Origin of the sequence: Candidatus Poriferisodalis sp. (genome assembly GCF_965219595.1) — a bacterium.
Lineage (GTDB): Bacteria > Actinomycetota > Acidimicrobiia > Acidimicrobiales > Poriferisodalaceae > Poriferisodalis.
Genome location: NZ_OZ244781.1, coordinates 352,486 through 377,931 on the forward strand (window position 1 = coordinate 352,486; position 25,446 = coordinate 377,931).

Annotated in this window: 26 protein-coding genes and 1 riboswitch; of the genes, 12 read left to right on the plus strand and 14 right to left on the minus strand. The window is 68.0% G+C overall.

What is annotated here, in order from left to right; genetic code table 11:
- Window positions 1-6: 6 nt before the first annotated feature.
- The gene (locus ACOQPE_RS01565) at window positions 7-1,653 is read right to left on the minus strand and encodes a type I restriction-modification system subunit M (protein WP_420610180.1); all 1,647 of its coding nucleotides are present in this window, start codon (window positions 1,651-1,653) and stop codon (window positions 7-9) included.
- A gap of 134 nt (window positions 1,654-1,787) precedes the next feature.
- Between ACOQPE_RS01565 and ACOQPE_RS01570 the strand changes: the two genes are divergently transcribed.
- The 5 genes from ACOQPE_RS01570 (at window position 1,788) to cobO (ending at window position 6,012) form a co-directional block, all read left to right on the plus strand.
- A complete protein-coding gene (locus ACOQPE_RS01570) occupies window positions 1,788-2,162 on the plus strand; it encodes a DUF2784 domain-containing protein (protein WP_420610181.1) in 375 nt (124 codons plus the stop codon).
- A gap of 23 nt (window positions 2,163-2,185) precedes the next feature.
- Window positions 2,186-2,330, plus strand: a riboswitch (adenosylcobalamin (AdoCbl) riboswitch).
- 52 nt (window positions 2,331-2,382) lie between these two features.
- Window positions 2,383-3,444 carry an ABC transporter substrate-binding protein gene (locus ACOQPE_RS01575; protein WP_420610182.1) on the plus strand — a complete coding sequence of 354 codons (1,062 nt, stop codon included), beginning with the start codon at window positions 2,383-2,385 and terminating at the stop codon, window positions 3,442-3,444.
- Window positions 3,445-3,509: 65 nt separating this feature from the next.
- Window positions 3,510-4,589 (plus strand): FecCD family ABC transporter permease, encoded by a 1,080-nt coding sequence (locus tag ACOQPE_RS01580; RefSeq protein WP_420611336.1) that lies wholly within the window; start codon window positions 3,510-3,512, stop codon window positions 4,587-4,589.
- Window positions 4,583-5,419, plus strand: a complete 837-nt coding sequence (locus ACOQPE_RS01585) for an ABC transporter ATP-binding protein (RefSeq protein WP_420611337.1) — start codon at window positions 4,583-4,585, stop codon at window positions 5,417-5,419. The genes ACOQPE_RS01580 and ACOQPE_RS01585 overlap by 7 nt, the downstream gene beginning before the upstream one ends.
- Window positions 5,416-6,012 (plus strand): cob(I)yrinic acid a,c-diamide adenosyltransferase, encoded by a 597-nt coding sequence (cobO, locus tag ACOQPE_RS01590; RefSeq protein ID WP_420610183.1) that lies wholly within the window; start codon window positions 5,416-5,418, stop codon window positions 6,010-6,012. The genes ACOQPE_RS01585 and cobO overlap by 4 nt, the downstream gene beginning before the upstream one ends.
- Window positions 6,013-6,029: 17 nt before the next feature.
- On the opposite strand, the gene ACOQPE_RS01595 is transcribed toward cobO, so the two are convergent.
- The gene (locus ACOQPE_RS01595) at window positions 6,030-7,523 is read right to left on the minus strand and encodes a cobyric acid synthase (protein ID WP_420610184.1); all 1,494 of its coding nucleotides are present in this window, start codon (window positions 7,521-7,523) and stop codon (window positions 6,030-6,032) included.
- 240 nt (window positions 7,524-7,763) lie between these two features.
- Between ACOQPE_RS01595 and ACOQPE_RS01600 the strand changes: the two genes are divergently transcribed.
- The 4 genes from ACOQPE_RS01600 to ACOQPE_RS01615 all read left to right on the plus strand — a co-directional run bounded on the left by ACOQPE_RS01600 (window position 7,764) and on the right by ACOQPE_RS01615 (window position 11,438).
- The gene (locus ACOQPE_RS01600; protein WP_420610185.1) at window positions 7,764-8,444 is read left to right on the plus strand and encodes an adenosylcobinamide amidohydrolase; all 681 of its coding nucleotides are present in this window, start codon (window positions 7,764-7,766) and stop codon (window positions 8,442-8,444) included.
- Window positions 8,393-9,364 (plus strand): adenosylcobinamide-phosphate synthase CbiB, encoded by a 972-nt coding sequence (gene cbiB / locus ACOQPE_RS01605; RefSeq protein WP_420610186.1) that lies wholly within the window; start codon window positions 8,393-8,395, stop codon window positions 9,362-9,364. The genes ACOQPE_RS01600 and cbiB overlap by 52 nt, the downstream gene beginning before the upstream one ends.
- A gap of 78 nt (window positions 9,365-9,442) precedes the next feature.
- Window positions 9,443-10,600 (plus strand): pyridoxal phosphate-dependent aminotransferase, encoded by a 1,158-nt coding sequence (locus ACOQPE_RS01610; protein WP_420610187.1) that lies wholly within the window; start codon window positions 9,443-9,445, stop codon window positions 10,598-10,600.
- 43 nt (window positions 10,601-10,643) lie between these two features.
- Window positions 10,644-11,438, plus strand: a complete 795-nt coding sequence (locus ACOQPE_RS01615; protein WP_419912085.1) for an enoyl-CoA hydratase/isomerase family protein — start codon at window positions 10,644-10,646, stop codon at window positions 11,436-11,438.
- A 46-nt stretch (window positions 11,439-11,484) separates the two neighbouring features.
- On the opposite strand, the gene ACOQPE_RS01620 is transcribed toward ACOQPE_RS01615, so the two are convergent.
- The 10 genes from ACOQPE_RS01620 to cysS form a co-directional block, all read right to left on the minus strand.
- Window positions 11,485-12,687 carry an acyl-CoA dehydrogenase family protein gene (locus ACOQPE_RS01620; protein ID WP_419912083.1) on the minus strand — a complete coding sequence of 401 codons (1,203 nt, stop codon included), beginning with the start codon at window positions 12,685-12,687 and terminating at the stop codon, window positions 11,485-11,487.
- A gap of 307 nt (window positions 12,688-12,994) precedes the next feature.
- Window positions 12,995-13,915 carry a P1 family peptidase gene (locus tag ACOQPE_RS01625; RefSeq protein ID WP_420610188.1) on the minus strand — a complete coding sequence of 307 codons (921 nt, stop codon included), beginning with the start codon at window positions 13,913-13,915 and terminating at the stop codon, window positions 12,995-12,997.
- 81 nt (window positions 13,916-13,996) lie between these two features.
- On the minus strand, window positions 13,997-14,950 hold the full coding sequence (locus ACOQPE_RS01630; protein WP_420610189.1) for an SPFH domain-containing protein: 954 nt from the start codon (window positions 14,948-14,950) through the stop codon (window positions 13,997-13,999).
- Complete coding sequence (locus ACOQPE_RS01635; protein ID WP_420610190.1) at window positions 14,950-15,546, minus strand: NfeD family protein; 597 nt, start codon at window positions 15,544-15,546, stop codon at window positions 14,950-14,952. Before ACOQPE_RS01635 ends, ACOQPE_RS01630 begins: the two co-directional genes overlap by 1 nt.
- Window positions 15,547-15,633: 87 nt before the next feature.
- Window positions 15,634-16,518: a bifunctional DNA-formamidopyrimidine glycosylase/DNA-(apurinic or apyrimidinic site) lyase gene (mutM, locus tag ACOQPE_RS01640; RefSeq protein ID WP_420610191.1), complete on the minus strand. Its 885-nt coding sequence runs from the start codon at window positions 16,516-16,518 to the stop codon at window positions 15,634-15,636.
- A 72-nt stretch (window positions 16,519-16,590) separates the two neighbouring features.
- Window positions 16,591-17,394, minus strand: a complete 804-nt coding sequence (locus tag ACOQPE_RS01645) for an enoyl-CoA hydratase/isomerase family protein (protein ID WP_420610192.1) — start codon at window positions 17,392-17,394, stop codon at window positions 16,591-16,593.
- A gap of 94 nt (window positions 17,395-17,488) precedes the next feature.
- Window positions 17,489-18,346 (minus strand): RecB family exonuclease, encoded by an 858-nt coding sequence (locus ACOQPE_RS01650; RefSeq protein WP_420610193.1) that lies wholly within the window; start codon window positions 18,344-18,346, stop codon window positions 17,489-17,491.
- A 45-nt stretch (window positions 18,347-18,391) separates the two neighbouring features.
- The gene (locus ACOQPE_RS01655; RefSeq protein ID WP_420610194.1) at window positions 18,392-18,688 is read right to left on the minus strand and encodes a hypothetical protein; all 297 of its coding nucleotides are present in this window, start codon (window positions 18,686-18,688) and stop codon (window positions 18,392-18,394) included.
- A 161-nt stretch (window positions 18,689-18,849) separates the two neighbouring features.
- Complete coding sequence (locus ACOQPE_RS01660) at window positions 18,850-19,620, minus strand: ParA family protein (protein ID WP_420610195.1); 771 nt, start codon at window positions 19,618-19,620, stop codon at window positions 18,850-18,852.
- A 30-nt stretch (window positions 19,621-19,650) separates the two neighbouring features.
- Window positions 19,651-20,853: a cysteine--tRNA ligase gene (gene cysS / locus ACOQPE_RS01665; RefSeq protein WP_420611338.1), complete on the minus strand. Its 1,203-nt coding sequence runs from the start codon at window positions 20,851-20,853 to the stop codon at window positions 19,651-19,653.
- A gap of 32 nt (window positions 20,854-20,885) precedes the next feature.
- On the opposite strand from cysS, the gene ACOQPE_RS01670 reads away from it, so the two are divergent.
- The 3 genes from ACOQPE_RS01670 to ACOQPE_RS01680 all read left to right on the plus strand — a co-directional run bounded on the left by ACOQPE_RS01670 (window position 20,886) and on the right by ACOQPE_RS01680 (window position 23,917).
- Window positions 20,886-22,064 carry a hypothetical protein gene (locus ACOQPE_RS01670; protein WP_420610196.1) on the plus strand — a complete coding sequence of 393 codons (1,179 nt, stop codon included), beginning with the start codon at window positions 20,886-20,888 and terminating at the stop codon, window positions 22,062-22,064.
- A gap of 171 nt (window positions 22,065-22,235) precedes the next feature.
- The gene (locus ACOQPE_RS01675; protein ID WP_420610197.1) at window positions 22,236-23,387 is read left to right on the plus strand and encodes a hypothetical protein; all 1,152 of its coding nucleotides are present in this window, start codon (window positions 22,236-22,238) and stop codon (window positions 23,385-23,387) included.
- Window positions 23,388-23,395: 8 nt separating this feature from the next.
- Window positions 23,396-23,917 (plus strand): hypothetical protein, encoded by a 522-nt coding sequence (locus tag ACOQPE_RS01680; protein ID WP_420610198.1) that lies wholly within the window; start codon window positions 23,396-23,398, stop codon window positions 23,915-23,917.
- Window positions 23,918-23,923: 6 nt separating this feature from the next.
- On the opposite strand, the gene ACOQPE_RS01685 is transcribed toward ACOQPE_RS01680, so the two are convergent.
- Together ACOQPE_RS01685 and ACOQPE_RS01690 are read right to left on the minus strand one after the other, a co-directional pair.
- Window positions 23,924-24,739, minus strand: coding sequence for an NUDIX hydrolase (locus tag ACOQPE_RS01685; RefSeq protein WP_420610199.1), 816 nt, complete (start codon window positions 24,737-24,739; stop codon window positions 23,924-23,926).
- A 9-nt stretch (window positions 24,740-24,748) separates the two neighbouring features.
- On the minus strand, window positions 24,749-25,399 hold the full coding sequence (locus ACOQPE_RS01690) for a 5' nucleotidase, NT5C type (RefSeq protein ID WP_420610200.1): 651 nt from the start codon (window positions 25,397-25,399) through the stop codon (window positions 24,749-24,751).
- Between the last annotated feature and the right edge of the window lie 47 nt (window positions 25,400-25,446).

A 25,446-nucleotide genomic window follows, 5' to 3' on the forward strand; every position in this document is an offset into this window, starting at 1 on the left:
TGGTTCTCAGAAGCCCAAGGATTGCAGGTTGGCTTCGATCTGAGTGTCTAGGTTTTCTGCTTCAGCTTGCTGGGCGCGCCATTGGGCGGCGAGACGGGTCATCTTGTCGGCGAAGGGCTCACCATCATCGGGCTCGGGGGCGACACCGACGTAGCGGCCGGGGGTGAGCACGTAGTCGTAGCCGCGGATTTCCTTCGTGGTGGCGCTCTTGCAAAAGCCCGCTATGTCGTCATAGCCTGCAGCGTGCTCGTCAGCGCTCGGCCCGCCGTGGGGACTGCTGTCGCTGTCGCTTCTGTCGCGGGCACGCTCGGAGCGCCAGGCGTGATAGGTGCCGGCGATCTGGGCGATGTCGTCGTCCGTGAGTTCGCGGTGAGTGCGGTCCACCATGTGACCCCGGCTGCGGGCGTCGATGAACAGGACTTCGCCACTGCGGTCACGCAGGCCATCTCCACCCGAGCGGTCTTTGGCTAGGAACCACAGGCACGCCGGGATCGCTGTGGAGAAGAACAACTGGCTGGGCAGCGCCACCATGCAGTCAACTAGATCGGCCTCGACGAGATTCTTGCGGATACCGCCCTCTCCTGACTGCTGCGACGACATCGAGCCGTTCGCGAGCACGAAGCCCGCTACACCCTTTGGCGCGAGGTGGTGGACCATGTGCTGCACCCAGGCGAAATTGGCGTTGCCCTTCGGGGGCGAGCCGTGGACCCAACGCTTGTCGTCGGTCAGGCGCTCACCGCCCCAGTCCGAGACGTTGAACGGCGGGTTGGCCAAGATGAAGTCGGCTCGCAGGTCGGGGTGGCGGTCGTCGTGGAACGTATCGCCGTGAGTGATCTGGCCTTCGATGCCACGGATTGCCAGGTTCATGCGCGCCAAGCGCCATGTGGTGTAGTTCGATTCCTGACCGTAGATGGAGATAGCCGTCCGCGTGCCGGGCGGACGTGAACCGCTGTTGCCGTTTCCAGAGGCGTGAGCCTCGATGAACTCCACTGACTGCACGAACATGCCCGATGAGCCACAGCAGGGGTCGTACACCCGGCCCTCGAACGGCTCGATCATCTCCACCAGCAGGCGCACCACGCAGCGAGGCGTGTAGAACTCGCCGCCGCGCTTGCCTTCCGCGTCGGCGAACATCGACAAGAAGTACTCGTAGACACGCCCGAGCACATCACGCGAGCGGGCGGCGGCATCGCCCACGGTGACGTTGCCCAGCAGGTCGATCAGCTGGCCGAGCCGCTCCTGATCGAGCGCAGGGCGGGCATAGTCCTTGGGCAGCACGCCGTCGAGTGCCGGGTTCATGGCCTCCAGCTCGTCCATGGCCCGGTCGATGATCGACCCGATGTGCGGCTGGCGGGCCTGTGCAGCGAGCACATCCCAACGCGCCGGTGCGGGCACCCAGAAGACGTTACGCCAGCGGTACTCGTCCACATCCTCGGGGTCGGCGCCCTCGTCGATCTCGGTCTCGAGCTGTGCCCGGAGCTCCGAGAACGCGTCCGAGACGTACTTCAGGAAGATCAGCCCGAGGACGACGTGCTTGTACTCGGCAGCGTCCATGCTGCCGCGGAGCTTGTCGGCAGCAGCCCACAGCGTCCGCTGGATGTCTGTCAGGTCGCCGCCCGCCACATCGCTCTCGCGCGTTCCGCTCGTGGGCATCGTTCGTCTCCGCAATGCGCCGGGTCCCGCGAGCCGGGACCCATCCGCTGTGGCTTGTTTCTACCTGACGCTCGCAGTGCGCGATGCGACCCGCCGGGGACGGCATGTCGATGCTCGCCAGTAGCGTCGCGGCGATGGTTGCTGTCGGGCTCGCTCGCCTCGTGGCGGCGTCGCACCTGAGCTACATCGTGTTTCTGCTGGTCGGCGGCTTCATGGCGAAGCGCTGGCCCCAGCTGATGAAGTGGCACCTCGGGGCCATCGGCGCTGCAGGCGTGGTGAATATCACTGGGTCCGACTGCCCACTGACGGTGTGTGAGACATGGCTGCTGCGCCAAGCCGGGAGAGAGCCGTACGAGACCGGCTTCATCTCCAACTACTTGGTGGAGCCGGTGTACCCGCCGGGCATCACCGGTCGGGTGAACTTCGTGATCTTGGTCACTCTGACGGTGCCGATCACAGTCAGCTACTGGCGCATGCGCCGCAGTCGCTTGACGACTGCTCCCCGCTAGGCGGCGAGGCCGCCGGGCGGCTTCTAGACTCACACCCGGTTGTCGTGAGCGAAGCCGGTGAGATCCCGGCACTGTCCCGCAACGGTGATGCCCCTTCGGGGGACGAGTCCGGTCGCCTCCCGGCCGCCATCACGCGAACCGATTCCTCGAGGTAAGGAGCGGCTCGTGCGGTGGGTGCTCCCGCTGCTCGGCCCTGAACTCGAGCAGAAGGGAGAACACCATGAACCGCACTGCCTCCAAGCGAGCTGCCCTGCCACTGCGGGTGCTGTGGGCACTGGCAGCCGTGCTCTTGCTCGTCTCGGCCTGTGGAAGCGACGACACCGCCAGCAGTCCAACGCCTGCGCCGGCGACGGAGGCTGCTCCTGCCACTGAGGCACCGGCGGCAACACAAGCGCCGACGACCACGACCGAGGCCGCTGCTGAAGCGGCCGAGGGGACCGACGAAGCAGCAGGGTCGGCCGAACAGACCGAAGACACCGAACCGGCTCCCGCCGAACCGGAGTACCGCTACCAGCGAATCGTCTCCATCTCCCCCACCGGTACCGAGATTTTGTTCGCCATCGGTGCGGGCGATCGGGTGGTCGCCGTCGATGAATTCTCGTACTACCCGCCCGAGGCGCCTGTCACCGACCTGAGCGGCTGGCAGCCGAACGTCGAGGCCATCGCGTCATACGACCCCGATCTTGTCGTCATGGGCAGCGACGGTGACATCGAGGCCAACCTCGAGTCGCTGGGGATCGCGGTGCTGGCCATCAACGCCCCCACCACCTTCGACGAGGTGTATGTGCAGATCGCACAATTCGGCGAGACCACCGAGCAGATCGACGAAGCGGCTGCGTTGATCTCGGAAATGCGCAGCGAGATCGGCGCCCTCATCGACGCAGCACCCGACGCTTCGGGGCTCAGCTACTACCACGAGCTCACCGACGGCCTGTACTCGGTGACGAGCAGCACCTTCATCGGACAGGTGTATGCGCTCTTCGGGCTCGACAACATCGCCGATCCTGCCGATTCCGACGGAAGCTCCTACGGCTACCCGCAACTCGGCAACGAGTACATCGTCGACGCCGATCCCGACCTGGTGTTCCTGGCCGACACGCTGTGCTGCGGCCAGAACGCCGAGACGGTTGCTGCCCGTCCAGGCTGGGACCTGCTGAGCGCGGTCCAGCACGGCCGGGTCGTCGAGCTCAATGACGACATCGTGTCGCGCTGGGGGCCACGCCTCGTGGAGTTCATCGCGGCAATCTCCGATGCGATCATTTCGATCGGCGCAGCGAGCTGATCGGTGCCCGCAGCGCTGCGTTGCAGCGTTGTGTACGGCGCTGGTGACTGGGGGCTGAGGTTGTGATGCGCGCCAACGGCGCATCCGGCGCCGCCAGTGCCAGCGGCATCCAGCTTCAGGCATCGGCACTGCGCGCCCGCGCGCTTGTTGCCGGCATCGTTGCCGTCGTCATCGCTGTCGTCGCCGGGCTGACGATTGGTCCGGCCGGCATTCCGGCGCACCGGGTACTGATGGAGCTGGCCGACCTGCTGCCTGGCATTGCGGTCGAGTCGGGCCTCAACGACTCGCACAAGGCGATCGTGACCGATATCCGGCTGCCCCGAGTGGTACTCGGGCTGCTGGTGGGCGCGACGCTCGCCACGAGCGGGGCCACCTATCAAGCGGCATTTCGAAACCCCCTCGCCGACCCCTACCTACTCGGCATCGCCGCCGGCGCGGGACTCGGCGCGACCATCGCCATCGTCAACGACATCGGCGACGGCGCCGGCGTGTTCGACCTCGTTCCGATCGCGGCCTTCGGAGGGGCGCTCGGCGCCGTGACCGTGGCCTACCTCGCAGGACACATCGGCGGGCGGTCGACTGCATCGCTGATACTCGCCGGGATCGCAGTGGCGAGCTTTCTCGCGGCCTGCCAGACGTACCTGCTGCAGGCGAACGCGGATGCGTTCCGCAGAATCCTCGCCTGGCTCCTCGGCCGAATTGCCACATCGGGCTGGGCCGAGCCAGCACTGCTGCTGCCGTATTTCTTGGTGACGACGGCCATCATGCTGCGCTACCGGCGGGCACTCGACGTGCTCGCCGTCGGCGACGAGGAAGCTGCGGCACTCGGCCTCGAGCCCCGCCGGATCCGGCTGATCGTCCTGCTTGCGGCGTCGCTCGGCGCGGCCGCTGCGGTGTCGGTCAGCGGGCTGATCAGCTTCGTCGGCATCATCGTGCCGCACGCAATCCGGCTGGTCTTCGGCACCAGCAACCGCATCCTGCTGCCGCTGTCGGTGCTCTTCGGCGCAGCTTTCCTGGTGCTTGCCGACCTGACTGCGCGCACTGTGCTCTCCCCCGCCGAGCTGCCGATCGGTGTGGTCACCGCCTTCTTGGGAGCGCCCTTCTTTGTGTTCGTGCTGCGAACGAGCCGGCGGGAGATCTGGTGAGCGCCGCCGTCGAAGTGGAGGCGCTCGAGGTCAGCCTCGACCGGACGCCGATCCTGACGGGGGTCGACCTCAGCGTCTCGGCGGGCGAATGGGTGAACGTGGTGGGTCCCAACGGCGCAGGCAAGACGACTCTGTTGCGGGCACTTCTCGGGCTCGTCGCCTACGACGGCAAGGTGCACATCGACGGCCTGTCCAGCCAGCGGCGCTCCGTCAGAGCCCAGCACCTCGCATACGTGCCTCAATCGCCCGTCATTCCTCAGGGAATGCTGGTGGGCGACTATGTGCTGCTGGGCCGGACCCCGCACCGGGGCATCTTCGCCGCCGAGACCGCCACCGACACTCGCATCGCCACAGAAGTGCTCGAACGGCTTGATCTGGGCGGCTTCGGGGAGCGGGCTGTGCAGTCGCTCTCGGGCGGTGAACGTCAGCGAGCCGTACTGGCCCGCGCGCTTGCGCAGCAAACACCGATCCTGTTGCTCGATGAGCCGACGACCGCCCTCGATCTCGGCCACCAGCAGGATGTGCTCGATCTTGTCGACGGGCTGCGTCGCGAGCGCGGCCTGACGGTCATTGCCACGCTGCATGACCTGACGCTCGCAGCCCGCTATGGCGACCGGGTCGCCATCCTGTCTGAGGGGCGCGTGGCGGCGTGCGGGCTGCCCGACGGCGTGCTCACCGTCGACAGCATCGCCCAGCACTTCGGCGCCCACGTCAGGGTGCTCCGCGATTCGGACGGTCCCGTCATCGTCCCCACAGCAACGACATCGGCACATGCGACCAGCGCGGCACCGGCAGGGCGCGCCGCCACACAGAATGGAGATCACTCATGAATGCATCACAACCAGACGGATCGACGCCCACCGACGCGCCGCCCACCGACGACCCTCGCCCCGACGGGCTGCGCACGGCGCGCAGCCTCGTGGTGGTGAACACCGGCGACGGCAAAGGGAAGTCCTCCGCTGCGTTCGGCACGGCGATGCGGGCGCGAGCCCGCGACTGGCCCGTAGCGGTGGTGCAGTTCCTCAAGTCGGACAACTGGGTGACCGGCGAGCAGATGATGGCCGAGCCGCTCGGCATCGATTTCTGGTCGCTGGGCGAAGGCTTCACCTGGGACAGCGACGATCTCACCCGGGACGAGGCAGAGGCCCGCGAGGCATGGCGACACGGCAAGGCGCTGGTGGAGGCCGGCGAGCACCGGTTGGTCGTGTTCGACGAGATCACCTACCCGCTCAACTGGGGCTGGATCGACGCCGCCGAGGTGGAAGCCACGTTCCGCAACCGCCCCGATCAGGTGTCGCTGGTGCTGACGGGCCGCGACGCGCCGGGGTGGATGATCGAACTCGCCGACACGGTGACCGAGATGGTCAAGACCAAGCACGCCTACGACGACGGCATCCGGGCCAAGAAGGGCATCGACTACTAGCTAGGTGCGCCCGCTGCTCAGGCGGTGATCTTCATGATCTCGAAGAGTGTGCCGAGGTCGACATGGGCCTCGAGGGCGTCGGCGACGCGGTCGAACTGCGCTTCGCGGCGAGCGGCGAACGAACCTGAGTCCGGCGTGTAGGGACAGGCGCACTCCGCCGCCACGCGAGCCAAGTACGCGCGCCGGAAGTCATCGCTCTCGAAGACGCCGTGAAGCGTTGTGCCCATCGTTCGGCCGCTGCACCGGCCCTCGGGCTCGTCGTCCAGCCACAACCAGGGCTCGCTGGTGCTGCCGACGGTGGGCTCAACCCGTCCGTGATGGATCTGGTAGCCCCACAGCGGCGCGCCGCAGGCTTCGCCCCGGCGCTGGGCAAGCACCTTGTCCTCGTCGAAGACAGTCTCGACGTCGAGCAAGCCCAGACCGGGCACCGTCCCTTGCCGCGACTCGACGTCGTCGTGAATGACTCGGCCGAGCATCTGGTAGCCGGCGCAGATGCCGAGCACGGATGCCCCGCCGTCGGTGGCCGCCGCCGTCACGGCATCAGCGAGGCCTCGGGACCGCATCCATGCCAGATCGTCCACGGTGGCCTTGGAACCTCCGAGCACGATCAGGTCGGGCTGGCCTAGCTCGCGGACCGAGCGGACGAAGCGGACGCCGACATCGGATTCCCCGAGAAGAGGATCGAGATCGGTGAAGTTGGACAGGCGTGGGAAGGCGATGACGGCCACGTCGAGGTGAGCGTCGGCACGCGGCGGGGGCATCTGTGCGAGCGCGACCGAGTCCTCGGCGTCGATGTGCACGCCGTCGAGCATCGGGATCACACCGAGCGTCGGCACTGCGCAATGTCGTTCCAAGTCGAGGAGCCCGTCGCCGAGCAGGGCCGGGTCGCCGCGGAATTTGTTGATGACGAAGCCGCGTACGAGGCGTTGGTGTGCAGGCGGGAGCAGTGAGACCGTCCCCGCCAGCGAAGCGAAGACTCCGCCGAGATCGATGTCGCCGACCACGACGGCCGGCACGCCTGCTCGTTCGGCGATGCGCAGGTTGACGATGTCGCTGTCGACAAGGTTGATCTCCGCAGGACTGCCCGCTCCCTCCAGCACGACCGCATCGAAGTCGCACCGCAGCTGACGCAGTGATTCCAGGACGAGCTCCAGCAACTCAGGCTTGTAGCGGTGATATTCCGCGGCGCTCATCGAGCCCACAGGCCTGCCCTCCACGACGACCTGGGCATCGGTGTCGCCGGTGGGCTTGAGCAGGACCGGGTTCATGCTCACCGTGGCCTCGACGCCCGCAGCCTGCGCCTGCGCGTACTGGGCCCGGCCGATCTCGTGTCCAGACGCGGTGACCGCCGAGTTCAGCGCCATGTTCTGCGCCTTGAACGGTGCGACACGCAGGCCCCGCCGAGCCAACAGCCGGCACAGGCCCGCCACGAGCGTCGACTTGCCCGCGTTCGAGGCCGTTCCACACACCATGAGGCCAGGCGCCAGTGCGTCAGGAGTGCGGCCGGCCACCGCGGCAGCGTACAAATGCCCCGCGCTGGTCTCAGGCGAGGACGCAGTCGACGACAGTCTCGGGTCGCAGACCTGCACTCGTGACGGAGCGTTCGGCTCCCGCGGAGCGACTGACTGCCCACCGGTACGATTCGCGCCCGTGGACGCAGCATCCCAGCGGCTGTCCCAGGCTCTCTCAGAATCGCGGGGCCCCGACTCGGCAACCCGGCCGCTGCGTCGTCTGAGCAACGGTTCCGACTCTTGAGCATCCGGGTCCAGCCGTCCCGAGTCGCCGCCGCCGCAGGTCATCGGGGCGTGCTCGTATGGCAGTGGACGGCACCCGTGCTTGCCTTGTCGTCGGCACCGGTGGGCGGCGGTTTCGGCCCAGTGGACTGGGCGCTCAACATCGGTGTGGGTTCGGACTACGGCCGCACCGACTTGACCGAGCACGCCGCCGAGATCACGGCGGATCTGGGCCTGAGCGGTACCGGGGCGGCGATGTTCACTGCGGTCGACCTGGACCGGCTGGTCAGCGCGGACGGCGACGGCGTGTCCGTCGACGCCACGGTGGGAATCAGCCATCCGACTTGGGCTGTCGATCCCACTGCGACGGAAACTGCGCAGGGCAGCCCGGGCACGATCAATCTGGTCGTGCAGGTACCGGTGGCGTTGGACCCTGGGGCTGCGGTCAACGCTGTGATCACCGCCACCGAGGCCAAGGCGCAGGCTCTGGCAGACCGTGGCGTGCCGGGAACGGGGACAGCCACCGACGCCGTGGTCGTGGTATGGCCAGATGGCGGCTCTGCCGAGCGGTTCGCCGGACCCCGCTCACAGTGGGGCTCGCGCATCGCTCGGGCGGTGCACCAAGCAATCTGGGCCGGGACCCGGGAATGGAGCATGTCGCCGCAGACGACCGGCTCGACACCGGGGGTCGTGTCCTGAGCAGGCTGGGACCGCGCTGTCTGGCGGTCGCTGCGGGATTGGTGCTGGACCGCCTTGTCGGCGAGCCGCCTGCGGCCGTGCATCCGGTGGCAGCCTTCGGCCGCACGATGGAACGCATCGAACAAAGGCTGTGGGCCGACCGCCGATCGAACGGTGCGATCTACGCGGCGACAGGCGTAGCTCTGGGCGCGGCGGCAGGTGCGGCAGCCGGGTCGACGGCGGTTGCCGTGTGGTCAGTGACCGCGGGTCGGGAGCTGCGTCGAGTGGCTTCCCAGGTCGGCGAATTGATCGCGGCGGGAGACTTGGCCACGGCGCGGGCGGAGCTGCCTGCGCTGGTAGGCCGTGACCCATCTGGGTTGGATGCCTCGCAGATCGCGGCCGCGGTGATCGAGTCGGTAGCCGAAAACAGCGTCGACGCCGTGATTGCTCCAGCATTCTGGGCCGTCGTTGCCGGTGCCCCCGGCGCGGCTGCCTACCGGGCCATCAACACGATGGATGCGATGGTCGGAAGGCGCAACGAGAGGTACGCAAACTTCGGCTGGGCTGCCGCCCGCCTCGATGACGCTGCGAACTACGTTCCCGCTCGGATCTTCGCCGGACTCTTGGCCGTGCTGCATCTCCAACGAGCAGGCAAGCTCCTTGCCACTGTGCGCCGCGACGCACCGGCACATCCGTCACCCAACGCGGGTGTGGCCGAAGCGGCGATGGGCGCCGCTCTCAGCCGTCAGCTCGGAGGGACCCTGCGTTACGGAACTGTCGAGGAGAACCGTCCTGTGCTAGGCGACGGCCCCCGACCTGATCCCCCCGACGTGCCAGCCGCAGTCCGACTCGCCGACCGGGTGGAGTGTCTCGGCATCGCGCTGCTGTGCCTGGTCGGATTGTCCAGCATCGTTTCGGAGCGCCGCCGAAGAACAGCGTGAGCCAGGCGGGCGCGGGTCGCTCTGCCCAGGGCTCTGTCTCTTAGCCTCTGACGCCATGCAACGGCACGGCGGCGCTTCGTGAGCGGCTTGAAGGTCTCCGAGCGGGCGGACATTGCGCCGTTCTTTGTGATGGAGATGATGCGGGCTGCCGCCGACCGGGAAGCCGCAGGCGGCGATGTCGTGCACATGGAGGTCGGCCAGCCGTCCACTCCCGCGCCGGCCGGGGCGCGCGCTGCTGCCAAAGCGGCGATCGACAGCGACGTGCTGGGTTACACGTCGGCCGTGGGCATCGAACCGCTGCGCACGAGGCTGGTCCAGCACTACGCCGACTGGTACCGCTACGACACCGATGCCGGTCGCATCGTCGTTACCCAGGGTGCCAGCGGGGCATTCACGCTCGCGTTCCTGGCGTGCTTCGAGGCCGGCGACCGGGTGGCGGTGACTGCGCCCGGCTATCCCTGCTACCGCAACACGCTCGAAGCACTGGACATCGAGGTCGTCGAGATTGCCGTCACGCCCGAGTCGGGCTTCCGGTTGAGCGCAGACATGGTCACGAGCGCCGGCCCGCTCGATGGGCTGGTGGTGGCTAGTCCCGCCAACCCGACCGGCACCATGCTCATGGCAGACGAACTCGGCCGGCTAGCCCGCTGGTGCCATGACGCCGGCGTGCGGCTGATCTCCGACGAGATCTACCACGGCATCGCCTACGGAACCGAAGCCGCTACCGCTGCGGCGCACAGCCCGAGCGCGGTCGTGGTGAACAGCTTCTCCAAGTACTTCTCGATGACCGGTTGGCGGTTGGGCTGGCTGGTGCTGCCGCCCGATCTGGTCTCACCCGTCGAGCGCCTCGCCCAGAACGCCACCATCGCCGCTTCCACGGTGAGCCAGCACGCCGCACTCGGCGCCTTCGACAGCATCGACGAGCTGGAAGCCAACGTCGCCCGCTACCGGGCGAACCGCCAGATCCTGCTCGACGGCCTGCCCGCAGCAGGGATCGATCGCATCGCCCCGCCTGACGGGGCGTTCTACATCTTTGCCAACGTCGATCACCTCACCGACGACAGCGCTGAGCTGGCCGCGACCTGGCTCGCGGAACTCGGCATCGCCACCACGCCCGGCATCGACTTCGACCCCGCAGAGGGACATCGCTACATCCGGTTCTCGTTCGCAGGCAGCAACGACGACATGATCCAGACCGTCGAACGCCTCACCGCGTGGGCAAAGCATCGAGGTTGAGCCCTCGGGCGCAACCCGCGGCCCACCACTAGCGTCGCCACTCATGGAATCGGCAGAACTGGAAACGCTCATCATCGACGCCGCGGACAACGGCGTCGTCACCATCACGATGAACCGGCCCAAGCGCCTCAACGCGGCGAGCCCGCAGATGTTCACCGAGCTGCGCGAGACGTGGAATGAGATCGGCGGTGATCCCACGGTGCGCTGCGTGGTGATGACCGGTGCTGGCGACGCCTTCTGCAGCGGCGCTGACCTGGCCGCCGATGGAGGCGACGGCCCACGGCGGCATGCGCTGCAGGGGCTGAACGTGATCCACCAGACCGTGTCGGCGCTGTACTCGATCATGGTGCCAGTCATCGCCAAGGTGAACGGGGTGGCAGCCGGCGCCGGCATGAACCTCGCCCTCGCCTGCGACCTGATCGTGGCCTCCGACCAGGCTCGCTTCAGCGAGATCTTCGCCCGTCGTGGCCTGTCAGTCGACTTCGGCGGCACCTGGATCCTGCCTCGGCTCATCGGCCTGCACCGCGCCAAGGAGCTGGCGTTCTTCGCTGACGTCATCGATGCCAAGCAGGCCGAAGACTTCGGCATCGTCAACAAGGTGGTGCCCCACGGCGAGCTCGACGCATTCGTCGACGACTGGGCCGATCGTCTCGCGGCCGGGCCGCCCATCGCCGTTGCGATGACCAAGCGCCTGCTCACCCTCAACGCCTCGGCCGACTTCGCCACTGCGCTCGAAGGCGAGGGCATGGCTCAGTCGCTCAACTTCACCACCGAGGACACTAAGGAAGCCGTCCAGGCATTCCTCGAGAAGCGCCCGCCAACGTTCACTGGCCGCTAACCGAGGGCCGATCCCGATCTGATCAGCCCGATCTGATCAGCGACGTTCAGGCGAGGGAGGCTCGGGCCTCCGACCAGGACTTGCCGGACTCCACGTCGACGTCGTGGGGCAGGCCCAGCACCCGCTCGGCGATGATGTTGCGCTGCACTTCCGAAGTACCGCCGCCGATCGTGAGAGCCGGGCTGAACAGGTAGCCGCCGTGCCAGCCGTTCCAGCCCTCCACCACGGCCTGGGTCTTGGGGAACTCCGGCGATGTGCCCAGCGGGCCCGTGTTGGCGAGCAGTCCGTGAGCGCCGGCCAAGTCCTTGGCCAGCCCCATGACATGCTGGCCGTGATCGTCTGCCAACGCCTTGCGCACGCTGGCCTCGGGCCCGGGCTGGCGGCCGTGCAGGCGGGCGCTCAGCGTTCGCAGCCGGATGAGCCGCAGCACCTCGCCTTCGATATGCAGTCGCGCTGCCCGGTCGCGCATCACCGGATCTGACACGCCCCCGGCCGACCGCACCACGTCGAGCAGGTCGGCAGCGCTGGGGCCGCTGCCCCACAACGCTCCTTCGCCCGAGAGCGACACTCGCTCGTTGCCCAGCGTGATCTTGGCCAGCCGCCAGCCGTCGTTCTCGTCGCCGATCCGGTTCTCCACCGGCAGCTCCATATCGGTGAAGAAGGTCTGGTTGAACGAGTAGGCCGTGGTCATGTCGATGATCGGGCGCAACTCCAAGCCGGGCGTGTCCATCGGGCAGATGAAGTACGACACGCCACGGTGCTTGGGCACATCGGGATCAGTGCGGGCGATGAGGATGCCGAACTTGCTGCGGTGCGCTCCTGACGACCAGATCTTCGAGCCGTTCACGATGTACCGCTCGCCGTCTCGCACCGCTCGTGTGGCCAGGTTCGCCAGGTCTGAGCCGCTGTCGGGCTCGGAGAACAGCTGGCACCACACCTCCTCGCCGGTGAGGATCGGCCACAGGTAGCGCTCCTTCTGAGCGTCGGTGCCGCCGTAGATGATCGTCGGACCCGCCCAGCCCAGTCCGATGCCGCCCGCCAGGCGCTTCACGCCGGCGACGGCCAGCTCCTCGTCGATCAGCAGCTGGGTGATGGGGTCGGCGTCCAGCCCGTAGGGCTTCGGCCAGTGCGGTGCCACGTATCCGGCGTGTGCGAGCGCCTCTTGGCTCGGATTGCCGTCGTGATCGTCGAGCCAGTCGCGCACTGCGACGCGGCGAGGATCGTCATCGTCCGGCCAGTCGAAATCCATGTGCGGACCCTAGTGGTATGCCCTCAAACGCGAACAGGCCCCCGCTCGACTGAGCAGGGGCCTGCTGCTACCCGAAGATCGTGTTCGCGCCTCCGCCGGTTGGCGGGGCAGCGGCCGCGTGAGGACCAGCACGCGGATCTTGTGGGGTTCGGTGGTCCGGGTTGGAGTCGCCACCTGATGGAGACGTCCCCTTCTCGGAAGCGGGTCGCCTCAGCGCCCGGCCACCTCCAGAGTCCTGTTGCGTTTCGGCATTGCTTGGACCACCCCCTTTCTCTGGTGCGTCCAGATTGCCACAACTGCAACCGGATTAGGAAACGATTTCCGAGCGGATCGCTCGGGCGACCGCCGCAGCCCCCAGCATCGCCACTAGGTCCGGCTGGGTGTCGACCTCGCCTGTGGCAAGCAGGAACAGCGCGTCACCGTCGAAATTCGTGTGCGGGGGCTCGATCGCGCGGGCAATGCCCGTGTGCGCGAGATCGACCGCTCGGCAGGCCTCTGGCTTGGTGAGCCGGGCGTTGGTGACCAGGCAGCCGATCGTCGTGTTGCCACGCTCGGGTGACTCGGGCTCTTCGGCGCCGCGCCCAGTGAACCCGGGTATCGCCTCAACCGGGTCATGCGGATAGCGCTCGGCCCCCGGCGGCGCCGTGCAGCCGGCCAGCACGGTCCCGTCGGTGTCGATGACATCGCCCAGGGCATTCACCGCCACTAGCGCGCCCACGACCACATCGCCCGAACGCTCCACAGCAGCGCCCAGCCAGCCGGGCACGGCGAAGTCCCGACCAGCGACCTTGCCGATCGTGCAGCCCCGCCCGACGCCGACCCGTCCCGTGGCAGGCTCGTCCGCGCTCGCGGCCTCGCAGGCAGCCCATCCCGCGGCCGCTGTGGGACGCTCGCTGTCCGGGGACTGGATGTCGTACACGACTGCCGCGCCCACGACCGGCACGATGCTGTCGCGAATGTCGAGCCCGCGGCCCTGGCTGGCGCACCAGCGAACAACGCCGTCCGCCGCAGAGAGTCCGAAGACGCTGTTGCCGCACAGTACGACTCCATGGCACTCGACGCCGGCGCCCGTCGAACTGAGCGCAGCGGCCTCGCGAGTCCCCGGTGCACCGCCGCGCACGGCCATGGCACCCAGAGTGCCTGGCGGCGGGAGCACCACAGTCACCCCGGTGGCGGCGTCGTCATCGGTCCACGAGCCGACCAGCACCGACGGCAATCCCAACGCCATGGCCGCGCACCCTACGCGTTGGACCGCTCGCCGGCCGCGCCGGTTCGGAGGCAGAGCCCGGCCGCCGGGAGCAATGGCGGGCTACTCCTCGGCGGCCCCGATCGGGGAAGCGGCGTCGGCTGTGCGCTCGCGGAACATCTCGCCCATTGCGGCCACTGCGCCGAGCACGCCGCTGGTGTCGAGCGGCAGGAAGATCTTGGTGGCCTGGCCGTTCGCAACGCCTTGCAGCGCTTCGAGGTACTTGATGGCGATCAGGTCGTCGGTGGGGTCGCCGTTGTGGATCGCCAAGAACACTCGCTCGATGGCCTGGCCCTCGCCCTCGGCCACCGTGAGCTTCTGGTACTTGTCGGCATCTGCCACCCGCTTGATGGCCTCAGCCTCGCCCTCGGCCCGCAGGATCTGCGACTGCTTCACGCCCTCTGCCTGGAGGATTGCCGCACGCTTCTCGCCCTCGGCCTCGGTGACTGCGGCACGCCGGTCGCGCTCGGCCTTCATCTGGCGGTGCATGGCAGTGGTCACATCGGCGGGCGGCTCGATCCGCTGGATCTCCACGCGGACCACGCGTGTGCCCCACTTGTCGGTGGCGTCGTCGAGGATCTGCCGCAGCTTGGAGTTGATGACCTCGCGCGACACCAGCGCGTCGTCGAGCTGCAGGTCGCCGACCACGTTGCGGAGGTTGGTCTGCGCCAGCTTCGTCACGGCGATGATGAAATTGCCGACCGCGTACTTCAGCTTCACCGGATCGGTGGGCTCGTAGTAGATGACGGCGTCAACCGTGACCGCCACGTTGTCCTTGGTGATGACCTCCTGGGGAGGCACGTCCACAACCTGCTCGCGCATGTCCACCTTCAAGATGCGCTGCACGAACGGGATCACGAAGCGCAGGCCCGGTTCGACCGTCATGCGGTACTTGCCCAGGAACTCGATGAGGCCCTGCTCGAAGGGGCGCACGATGCGCAGGCCCTTCGCCGCGATCACGAAGATCGCGAGTGCGATGATTGCCAGGAGGATCACTCCGGGGTTGATGCTGTCCATCAGTCGCTCCTTGGGGTGGCGGTCTCGTCGTCAGGGGCAGACGGCTGGTCTGCGTCGCTGCCGCCGTCACCAGCGTCGTGGTCGGCCTGCGACTCTGAAGCATCTTGACTCGGCGCTGCTGCGGTCGGGTCCTCATGGGGCACGTAATCGTCAGGGGGTCCCTCGACGAATTCGACTTGCAGCTTGGTACCGGCGAGTGCCACCACCCGCACCAGCGATCCCTCCTCGATGCGGCCCGCTTCGCACACCGCCCGCCACTCGTCGGATTCCACGCGCACCCGGCCCGTGTTGTTCACCGGGTCAATGACCTCGACGGCGCGACCCGACATGCCGATGTAGCGGTTGGCGCCGACGGGAAGGTCGTCGGGACGGTCTTGTCGGCCCATGAACCGGCGCAGGATCACCATGGACACCGCAGTGCCCCCGAAGAAGAGCAGCCATTGGACAGCGCCATGGAGATCCAGCCAGGCTGCTGCCGCCGCCAGCACGGCGCCCAGGGCGAACGGCAGCAGGAAGAACCCGGCGGTGAAGATCTCGCCGAGACCCATGACCATCGCTACCGCGACCCAGACCCATCGCCACAGTTCGTTGTCCACCCGAACCTCCGCGTGAATCGTCCGACGTGGTGCAAGTATGCCCCGCCCCACGGAGCCCGTTGCCGCGTCAATAGGCGCGCTGCTACTTCAACGGCGCTGGCAGTGGGGGCACCAAGTGCTGGAGCGCTGGTCGAGCACGCGGCGGCGCAGTTCGGTGCCGCAGCGCACGCACGGCTCGCCGGCGCGGCCGTAGCAGACGAAGTACTTCTGATTGTCGCCCGCGCCTTCGAGGCTGTAGTAGTCGCGCAGCGTGCTGCCGCCCCGTTCGATACTGGCAACCAGCACATCCCGCAGCGCTTCCAGCAGCCGTTCGGCTCGCGGCTTCGAGATAGCCCGGGCCGACGGGTTGATGCGCGCCAGGAACAGCGCCTCGTCGGCGTAGATGTTGCCGATGCCCGCAATCAGCCGCTGGTTTAGCAACTGGGTCTTGATGCGCTGGCTGGACCGCCTGCTCGCCCGCCAGAACGTGGCCGCGTCCAGGTCGGAATCGAGCGGCTCGGGACCCATGGCAGCAAGCGTGGGCAGATCCCGGTAGTCGCCCCGGTCGCAGACGGCGATGCGGCCGAACCGGCGTACATCGTGAAAGCAGAGCGTCTCACCGTTGTCGAGGCGCCACCACGCACGCACATACGGGTCGGAGGCACCGACCACGCCCGGGGTCATGACTTCCGCCGCTGGTCCGTCAGTTAGGTGAGGAGGCGGCACGGCGCCGCGCGCTGCGCCAGCGTCGGCTGCCCCGGCGAAGCACAACCGCCCAGTCATGCCGAGATGCACGATCAGCTCGCGCCCGCAGTCCAGCTCGCCGATCAGATACTTGCCGCGCCGGCGCAGCGCCTCGATCTCGGTGCCCACCGCATCCACCGCGGACGCGAACTTGTGCGACGGGTGAGCCCAAGCCTCGGTGATGCGACGTCCGACCAGCGGCCCGGCCAACTGACGCCGGACCACTTCTACCTCCGGCAGCTCAGGCATCGACGGGTCGCTTGCGACCAGGAGGCACGGAGCGACGCCGCTGCGGCCGGATCCGGCTTGCGCAGGTGCGGCCTAGCGGAACTTCGGCGGGCGCTTCTCCAAGAATGCGGCAACAGCCTCACGGTGATCGTCCGAAGCACGCGCGACGTTCAGCGCCTCGAGCTCGCGGCGTTGTACCGCACCCAGATCGGTGTCGGATCCGTTGGCGGACAGCAACTGCTTCGTGAGCTGCAGCATGGTGGGCGGGTTCTCCGCATAGCTGCTCGCCCGCGCCAGCGCCGCCTCAAGCACGTCGCCGTCGGTGACCTCGTCGACGAGGCCCATCTCGCCCGCTTCGGCGCCCATGACGATCCGGCCAGACAGCGCAAGGTCGGACGCCGCGCCCCAACCGCAGCGCTGAATGAGGATGTGCGACGAGGCCAGCTCCGGCGTGACGCCCATCTTCACGAAACGGCACGACAGCTTGGCGTCGCTGTGGGCGATGAGGAAGTCCATCGACAGGATCATGGTGAGGCCGACGCCGATCGAGGCGCCGTTGATGGCCGCCACCATGGGCTTGGAGCTGCGCACGAGCTCCACCCAGTCGTCTGCGGCGGAGTCGTCGTGGGCCGCCGCTTCGCCCACGCTGCCGCCCGCTTCGTCGGCTGCGTCGATACGGGCCGCGAAGACCTCGGCAATGTCGGCGCCGGCGCAGAAGCCGCGACCCGCACCGGTAATGACGAACGCCCCGATCGACGGATCGTCGTTGCCGGCCCGTACCGCGTGCGTCAGCTCCGACTGCATGCGCGGCGTCCACGCGTTCAGCTTCTCCGGCCGGTTCAGCGTCAGCACCCGCACGTCGTCGCGGTCGGTCACGGTGATCTGCTCGTAGTCCATCTCGATGCTCCCAGGTTCGCAGGATCGGGCTACAGCATGGCCGCTGAGCGCGCAGCATTGCTCACGCAGCGATCAGTGCTCAATGCGGCATCGCTCACGCAGCGATGCCCGTCCTCCGCTGGTGCTCGAGTTGGCCTTCAGGGCAGTCGTCGCGGTAGGGACACCAGCTGCACAGTGGTCCGGTGGTCGGTTCGAAGCTTCCCGTTGCAGCGGCCTCAGCGATCCGACCCCACGTGTCGCAATGTTCGTTGACCGCCGCCGTGACAGCGTCGGCATCGAATGGACGAGCGATCTCGGTGGGCCGGCGGTCGTCGCGGCCAGCACCCGTCTCGCCCAGATACAGCAGCCGCACTTCGCTCACATCATCACCGACCGACTCCAGCGCAGCTGCATACAGCCAGACCTGCGACAGGCGGCTGTCGACGAAGCGTTGCGAGGGCGGGCGGCCGGTCTTGTAGTCGGTGACGCGCACACCCTCCGACACCCGGTCGACCAGGTCGACGATGCCCCGGAACGGCACGCCATCCAACGACGTGTGCACATCGCGCTCGCGGTCCACCACGTCAACCTCGGCGGGATCCACCAGTTGGAAATAGCCCTCGATGTCGGTCCATGCGTTCCATCGGAAGGCCCGTTCTTGGGCTTCAGGCAGTTCCAGCGCCACAAAATCGGGGTTCTCCGCAAGCTGCGGCCACAGATCCCGGCAGATGGCACGAGCTCGCTCGAGCGTTCGCTGAGCGGGCGCGACCGCCAGCAGCTCCTCCAGCACGTGGTGCACGAATGTGCCGCGCAGCGCCGGCTCGCCGGGAGGATCCGGCAGCTTGTCGACATAGCGGAACTTCCAACGCCTCGCGCATTGCCGGAAAGTCGATGCGCCCGAAGGACTCAGGCTCCGCGGAAGCTCAACCTTGGGCGCATCGTCGGCAGCGACGCTGCCGGTGCGGGGTTCCACCTTCACAGCGTGGCCCATCCAGTCATCGGGCGCGTGGATGGTTTTCTAGCGACGTCGCCAGCGCCGCCACAGCCACCACGCCACGACTGCCGCGATCAGCCATCCGACGGCGACTGCACCGCCGAACGCTGCAAGCAGGCGGCGGTCGACCGGCTCGGCCTGTCGCGGCAGGAGGTGCGATGCAGGCGCGGGCGCCGGGTCTGCATCGGTGTCGGCGACCGGAGCACCCGCGGCGGGCGGGGATGCTGGTGTCTCGGAGCCCTGTTCGGCCGGCAAGTCGCCCGGGAGCGCAGCCGTCCCGTCGACGCTCGGCCGTGGACGGTTCGGGTCGTAGTTGGCCATAGTCAAACCCTGCAGCGGCGAGCAATCCGAGCGTACCGCCGACCTGTCAGAGGCGAAGCCGTGGCCCGAGCGGCCCGTGAGCCCAATCGCATGAGAATGGGGAACAAGAGCGGGAAACAACAGGCAGCGCGACGAGGAGGTTCGCCTGTCCGCGCACGGGATCAGGCCAATCGGCTCTGCAAGTCGGCCCACAGCTCGTCGAAGGCCTGCACTGCTTCGGGCGCACCAGGCCGGCGACCGAGCGCCCGCAACGGCTGCGACTGCCCAGAGGCCTCGGCGATGGCGGCCCGCTGCGGGACGGGCGGCAACAACTCTGTGCCGAAGCGCTCAGCGAGCTGCTGGGCCCAATAGGCGTTGTCACGCGTGCGTCCTACACGATTCAGCACGACACCGGCAATCGTGGGCGTGCCTTGGCGCTGCGCGACTCGACTGACCGTGGATCGCATGAGATCGACGCCGTCGGCTGCCCAAGCCGCCGGTTCGGTCACCACCAGCGCACGGTCGGCTGCGAACAGCCCATTGATGCACAGCAGGCCCAACGACGGCGGGCAGTCGATGAGCACGAGATCGTGGTTCGCGCCCGCGAGCGCGATGCGCAGACGATCCTGCGCACCCACCAGGTCAGCGGCCATCTGCGGTTCCCGACTCGCCAGCGCATAGCTGCCCGGGACGAGTTGCGGACACGGCCCGTCGGGCGGCCAGCGAGCGTCGGTGACCGCCGAGAGCACAGCTCCCGGGGTCGGATCGGCAAGTGCGTCGTCGACGTTCGGCGACCCGTTCCACACTCCGAGGCCAGCCGACGCATTGGACTGCGGGTCGAGATCCACGACGAGCACGCTCAGCCCCGAAGCGCACGCTGCTTCGGCGATGCCGAGTGCGACCGTGGTCTTGCCCACGCCGCCCTTCTGGTTGACCACGGCCAGCGTCGTCATGGCGAGTGCCTTACGAGCCTGCGCGCCGCGTCACGGCGCTGCGGTCGCCGGCGGTGACGACAAGTCGATACCGCAGAGGGCTGCAGCTGCCACCAGCTCGCCTCGCAGCGCGCCACCGGCGGCCCCGCGCTCGACGGCAGCGGCGGCGTCGAGCAGCGCGGTGCGGGCCATCGGCGCATTGAGGTCGTCATCCAGCACAGCCTGCACCTCGGCGAGCAGGCCAGATGACCCCTCGCCCGATCCGGTCGCGGGCGAGGCACCGGCGGCGGCTGACGCCAGGATGTCCAGCTCGCGTTGTGCGGCGAAGCCCTCCGAATCGAACCACTCCCATTCCGTGCGGTAGTGGTGCGCCATGAGCGCCAGCCGGATGGCCCTGGGGTCGACGCGAGCACGCAGATCGGAGATGAAGACCAGGTTGCCGAGCGACTTCGACATCTTGTGCCCCTGGTACGAGACGAGCCCCGCGTGCACCCAGTAGCGGGCCAGCGGAGCACCGTGCACAGCCTCGCTCTGGGCGATCTCGCACTCGTGGTGCGGGAACACGAGATCACCGCCCCCGCCATGGATGTCGATGGTCTCGCCGAGCGCCGCGTAGCCCATGGCCGAGCACTCGATGTGCCAGCCAGGCCGTCCCGGGCCGAACGGCGACGGCCACGAGGGCTCGCCGTCGGCGCTGGCCTGCCACAGCACGAAGTCGAGCGGGTTGCGCTGCCGGGGGTCGTCGGGGGTGCCACCGCGCTCCGCGGCGAGCTCGGTCATGCGATCGGCGCTGTAACCGGACAGCTTCCCGAAGTCTGGGAACGTCGTGACGTCGAAGAAGACCCGGTCGGCTGATACGTAGGCATGCCCAGCCTCGAGCAGCTTGGAAATCATGGCGATCATGGCGTCGATGGACCGGGTGGCCCGTGGCTCATGCGCTGCAGGCCGTGCCCGCAACGCCTCCATGTCAGCTTCGAAGCGATCGATCTCCCGCTCGGCCAGCGACAGGTAGTGCTCGCCCAGCTCGGCCGCCTTGGGCAGGATGCTGTCGTCGACATCGGTGTAGTTGCGCACCAGCGTGACGGTGTGACCCATGTCTTCGAGCCGGCGGATCAGCAGGTCATAGGCCAGATACGTCGCGGCGTGCCCCAGATGGGTGGCGTCGTAGGGCGTGATGCCGCACACGTACATGCCGACGTGATCGTCGAGTTCCAGCTCGACGACGGTCTTCTGCGCGGTGTCGTAGATGCGCATTCCCACGGCCCGACACGGTACTGTCGGAGCGGGTGGACAGGCGTGGAAGCGACCGTGCGCTGCTCGAGCGGATCGCCCTCTACCGGCATCGCCGTGAGCTGCCGCCGCTGCAACCCGCGGTCATCGATGAGCTGGCCGAATGGCTGAAAAGCCACGGCTCAGACCCGCTGACGTACGTGTGCAATCTCTTCGAGCGTCACCAAGTGGTCTTCGTGGGCCACCACACCCCCACACGCCGCGCCGGGCTGTTCCTGCAGGATCTCGTGGCAGCGGCGTACCGGTCGGGCGTGGGCATCGTGGCCATGGAGTACGCCTGCGTCGATGACCAGGCCCGGCTTGACGCGGTGGTCACCGGCGCGACATTCGACGAGCAGCTTGCGCGAGACGCATTGCTCCGCTGGGGCATACGCCACAACTTCGCCTACCGCGAATACCTCAACGTGCTGAGCGCGGTCTGGGAGGTGAACCGTCGCTTCGCCAGTGGCGGGCCGCCCATGCGTGTCCTGGCGCTCGACTACGACCTCGACCTCGATGCCGTCACCGACACAGCCGACCTGCGCACCTCGTACGCGTGGCCGCACCTGCGCAGCCGCGGCCCGGTGTCGGCGCACATGTGCGACGTGCTGCTCGCCGAGGTCGTCGAGCCGGGTCATCGCGCGCTCGTGCTCGCCCGCACAGCTCACGCGCTGACTCGGGCAAGGCGTCTGCCTCACCGGGTGTGGGATGCGATCGATGCCGAGATCGTCGGCGGTCACGTGGTGGGTGCAGCCAACCGCGTGTACGAGGTGGTGGCCGACCGAGCCGTCACCGTGCTGATCCACGAGCCGCTGCCGGCCGATGGCGAGCTGTGCGACTACGCGCTGGTTGCCGACGGCGTGCTCGACGCGGCATTTGCCATGCACGACGACTTGGCCGTGCCGCTCGCCTTCGACGTGGATCAGGGGCCCGCAGCCCGGCTCGGCTGCACGACGAGCCTCGATCGCGGGCCGCTCGGCAGCCTCGCCACCGGCTGGATCTACCTCGAACCCGACTACGAGCGCCGGGCGCCGACCCCGCTGCCCGAGCCGGTGCCTGCGGTGTACGTGGAACACGCCCGGCGGTATGCCCTCGATCCGGCGCTGCGAGACGAGAAATCGACCCCTGGCGACTTCGCAGCGGCCGTGTCCGAATCAGCAGCGGCAGCGGAACTGGCCTGGACACAGGTGCTCTGAGAGCGAGCGCAGACGGCTGAGCCCTGCCGTTGCTCACGCGTTGCTTCCCGCTCTTGTTCGCTGCGCTCACGGGCCGCTCGGGCCACGGCTTCGCCTGTCGGCTCAGCCTCTGCTGAGGGCTGTTGCGGCTCGCTGTCAGATTCCGGGCCGCCAGCGGGCAGACTCATGGCGGTGCCGCCCGAAGACCCCACCGACGACGAGCGGCCCACGCCCGCGCTCCTGTCGCCTGAGGAATATCTGGGCGATCTCTGCGGGCGCCACCAGATCGTGCTGCTCGGCGACCAGGTCGGGGTTCGACAGCACTTGGGATTCCTGGCGGGCACGCTCGCCGAGTTGGCCGACAACGGCGTGGAGAATCTCGCTTGGGAGTTCACCAACTCACGCCGTCAAGCCGAGCTTGATGCCCTGATCGACGCTCCCGAGTGGGACAGCCGAGCCTGCGCCGACCTGTTCGTCGATCTGCTCGGTGCCGGGTTCGGATACCAGGAATACGCCGATGTGCTGCACGCGGTCTGGAGGCACAACACAGCGGAACGCCGTCGCGATGACGACCGGCGGCCCATCCGCGTGATCGCGCTCGGCCTGCCCACCTACGTGGAAGACCCCGATCTGCTGGACGGTCGCTCTGCCGCCGAACTGGGGCTGCGGAACTGGTCGCTCGGCGGGCACTACCGGGACATGTCCGCGTTTCACGCCGCCAGCGTGCTCACCGCCGAGGTACTCCGCCAGGGACAGCGTGCGCTCGTATACATGAACGTCGCCGCCACTACCACCGGCCTCGTGGAGTGGGTCGACGGCTCGCCGACAACCTCGGCGGGAAACCTCCTGTGGCGCTGGATGAGCGACGGCTGCCGACGAGTCGTGTTCCACGGCGCAGTGGCCGACACCGCCGCCACCGAACGGGTCGAGGAACTGATCTCACGCTCGCCCGAGGGTCGTGGCGGCACCGACATCCGCTTCGGCTTGGACTTGGCAGCCTCGACGCTCGGCAGTGTCGCGATGACGGAGGTGCGTGGCTCGCTCGACGGTGCCGATACCTCGCTGCGACTGCGCGAGGTGACCGACGGCTACGTCTATCTGGGGCCGCGCGCCGACTGGGAACCGTGCACGCTGATCGGCGACCTGATCACCGACGAGAACTTCGCGAGTGCCGAAGCTCGTTACCGGGCACTCGATCCCCGACCGGACCCCTACACCCGCGACGAGCTCGACGAGGTGCGCCGTACCGGGCAGCAGGAGCTGTCGGGAGCCTGGCCGCCGCTGCCAGAACCGCCCGAGGAGCCGAAGCGGCGTTTCGCGCGGTTCCGCACGGGCGACCAGTAGCGAATACCGTGCTGCACCGCATCGACGAGATCCCGCTTCGGGCTGCTGAGGTGGCCGGTCGCCTGTTCGTGACCAACTTCTCAGCAGTCGGTCCCGATCCGGAGGGCGCACTGGATCGTGTGAATGCTTCCGTCGTGGCGTGCATGCTGACTCGCCACGAGATCGAGCTGCGCTATCCCGACTACGGCGAGTGGCTCGATTCCCACAGCGACGCGGCCAGCAGCCCCCGTGCGCTGTGGCTGCCTACGCCTGACGGCAGTGTCACGACGGACGGGCCGGTGCTCGAACTCGTGGAGGTTGTCGTTTCAGCGCTGGATCGCGGCGACAGCGTCCTCGTGCACTGCGGTGCTGGCATGGCGCGCACGGCGGTGATCGGGATCCTGACGATGGTGGCCTTCGGCGCCGACCCTGCCGCGGCTGCCGTTGACTTCCGGGCAGCCCGTCCCGGCGGAGGTCCCGACGGCCCTCCCCAAGAACGCCAGATCGCCCGCCTCGTCCCCAAGGCCAGACGGCTGCGCGCCAGCGAATGATGCGGCCTAGCCCGCGTCCGCGTCGGTGCCGTCGTGTTCCTCCCAGCGCCAGCCGGAGCGGACCATGATGCAGCGGCGGCGAGGGCCGGGGGCATCGAGATCGCCGTCTGGGTAGGCAGCGTCGCCGACATACACGGCAATGTGGCCCGGGTCAGTATCCGGCGAAGGGATGATCTGGGTGTGGAAGCACGTGTGGCCGTCGATCGAGGCCAGCACATCGGCGGTGCGGGTGAAGCCTGACAGCCAGGTGAGCGTCACGAACGTGGGTGTGACGAACTCGACTTCGCCTGCTGCTCGCCGATCCAACGCCGCCGCGGGCGACACCCAGGCATGGTCGAGGATCTCGCTGCCGTCGACACGTACCGCATCGAGGTCGGCTGGCGCTTCGCAGATGAAGAAGTGGGTCGAGAACCGCTTGGGGCGAATCGGCGGCGGCAGCCAATGGGCGAAGTGGGTCAGCTCGGCACCAGACAAATCGATGCCGGCCTCTTCGTGAGCTTCCCGAACTGCTGCCGTGCGAAAGCCGCGCCGGTCGCCGTCATGCAGGCCATTGGCGCCAGCGGTGCGGGAGTCGCACGCGGCCACCACATCGCCGGGCGTGTCACGATCGGGCGGGTCCACCCGACCGCCGGGGAATACCCACATGCCGCCGAAGAACCCCCGCGAGTTGCGCCGGAGCATGAGCACCTCGATGTGCGCTCCTGCGTCGCTTTCTGCGGCGTCGAAACCGTGACCTGGCGCAGCCGCAGGCGTGCCGTCTCGCAGCACGACGACGGTCGCCGCGTCGATCGGCGCCGGCGGTGTTGTGGGGGAATCACTCATACGCCCGGCCTACGCGGTATCCCGGGTTCGCAACTCCAAGCGATCGGAGCCGGCGTCCATGCCGGGCAGCGGGCGCGAGACGTAGCCGCTGTGCTTCGCCAGCAGCTCCACCACCATCTCTTCGGCTTCGGCCCAGTCGTGGGCCCGTGGTCCTTCCACCTGGGCGTTGTAGGGCTGGTCGAAGGTGATCGCGTACCCGCCCGCGGCACGGATGTCGATCACGTTGTGCGGCGCGTCTTCGATATAGGCGTCAGCGTTCACCATCGCCTTGTCGGCCACGAAGCAGATGTCGCGATAGGGAATGCGCTCGCGGTCGAGCCACTCGACCGTGTCGCTCACGGTGACACGGTGGCCCCAGCTCACATACAGGCGGTGGGTGACGATCCGTATCCACACGCCAGCGTCAGACAGCCGCCACAGCGCTTCAGAGCACCCTTCCATCGGCTTCATCTCACGGAACATGCGGTAGTCGATGACGGCGATGCGATGGAGCTCTTCGAACTCGCCGTCGGCGAGGCCCCACTCGGTGAAGTTCCAGCCACGCACCAGCGGCAGCGAGTCCTCTGGAACGCCGCGCTCGGCCGCCACCACGCGACGGAAGGCCTCGGTATGCATCCCGCACACACCGTCGAGGTCCACTGCAAGCACGAACGCTGGCACTCCAGCAACCTAACAACCGGCGCTCGATCAGCCCGGTTGGGCGGGAC